At 70.7% G+C, this 1513-nt stretch carries 1 protein-coding gene; it reads left to right on the top strand.

Going from position 1 to position 1513, the window contains the following annotated elements; translation table 11 throughout:
- Window positions 1-14: 14 nt before the first annotated feature.
- On the top strand, window positions 15-1513 hold a 1499-nt coding region (locus SZN_RS37040; RefSeq protein WP_043735499.1), incomplete at its 3' end, for a condensation domain-containing protein.

Here is a 1513-nt window from a genome sequence, read left to right as displayed (position 1 = left end):
CAGTCTGGGGTGACGTGCTCGATGTCGGTGAAGTCGGCGCGGACGACGACTTCTTCGCCCTGGGCGGCCACTCCCTCCTCGCCACCCGTGTCACGCACCGGCTCGGTGCGGCGCTGGGCACCCATGTCCCGCTCCACCTCGTCTTCCAGCACCCCACCCTCACCGAACTGGCCGCCCAGTTGGGGATTCCGGGCGAAAGCCGCCCGCCCATCCCGGTCGCGCCCCGTGCCGCGAACCCAGACGGCACCATCACCTTCCCCGCCACTTCCGGGCAGAAGCGCCTGTGGCTGCTGTGCGGGCTGGACCCGCAGGCCAACCTCGCCTACACGCTGAACGGCGGCGCGCGTATCTCCGGCCGACTCGACGTTCCGGCGCTGGCGAAAGCTGTCGAGGAGGTCGCACACCGCCACGAGATACTGCGGACCACGCTGCGCGAGGAGAACGGCGAGGTCGTCCAGGTCGTCCACCCCGTCTGGTCCGGGAACTGGTCGTCGTCGGCCGACCCGCAGTCAGCCGAGGCCGCGAGCGATCCCGAAGCAACCAGGACGTACGACGAGGAACAACTGCTCGCGGAATGGCGGCACTCCACCGTGGACCTCGCCGAAGGCCCGCTCTTCCGCACCCGGATCGTCCGCTGCGCCGACGACGCCCATCTCCTTCTGCTGTCACTGCACCACACCATCGCCGACGGATGGACGCTCAGCCTCCTCCTGGAGGAGATCGCCGCCGCCTACACCGCACTCGGCGCGGGCCGGTCCCTCCCCCCGGCCCCCGTGCTCCAGTACGGCGACTTCGCCCACGCACGAGCCGCAGAGCCGACGACCGCCGACGACGCCGGCCTCGCCCACTGGCTCCGGCACCTGGCGGGAGCGCACGCCCCGGACCTGCCGACCGACCACCCGCGTCCCGCCGTGCGCACCCACAACGGCGAAGCGATTGCGGTGGAGTTGAGTGCCGAACAGGTCGGAGAAGTCGCGCGACGCACGGGCACCACCGCCTTCGCCGTCGTCGCCACCGCACTGACCGTCGTCCTCGGTGCCCTGTCCGGCAGCCGGGACGTCACCATCGGCATCCCGACCAGCGGACGCGAACACCCGGACACGGCCGGAGTCCTGGGCTTCTTCACCAACACGCTCCCGCTCCGACGGGTCCTCGACCCGAAGGCCACTCTCGCGCAGACCCTCCGGACGACCCACGACGCCCTCGTGGCGGCACACCGGTACGCCGAGACCCCGTTCGAGGAAATCGTCCGACACGCGGTGCCCGCCACCGAGGGGCACACCCGCAGCCCCTTGTTCCAGACGATGCTGGCCCTCAACGAGGCTCCCTCGCGCAATCTGCGCCTGCCCGGCCTCACGGTCGACCGCCTCGACATCCCGCCGGCCGGGACCCAGTTCGACCTCTCGCTCCATCTGGAGCAGGGCGAGAAGGCCATCACCGGCTATCTCACCTACAACACCGACCTCTTTGCCGACAGCACCGCACGCCTCCTCCCCGAACGTCTGGCTTCCGT

The sequence above is a fragment of the Streptomyces zinciresistens K42 genome, assembly GCF_000225525.1.
GTDB classification, from domain to species: domain Bacteria; phylum Actinomycetota; class Actinomycetes; order Streptomycetales; family Streptomycetaceae; genus Streptomyces; species Streptomyces zinciresistens.
The sequence above is the reverse complement of the archived record's forward strand: the minus strand, read 5'-3'. Positions and strand labels throughout refer to the sequence as shown.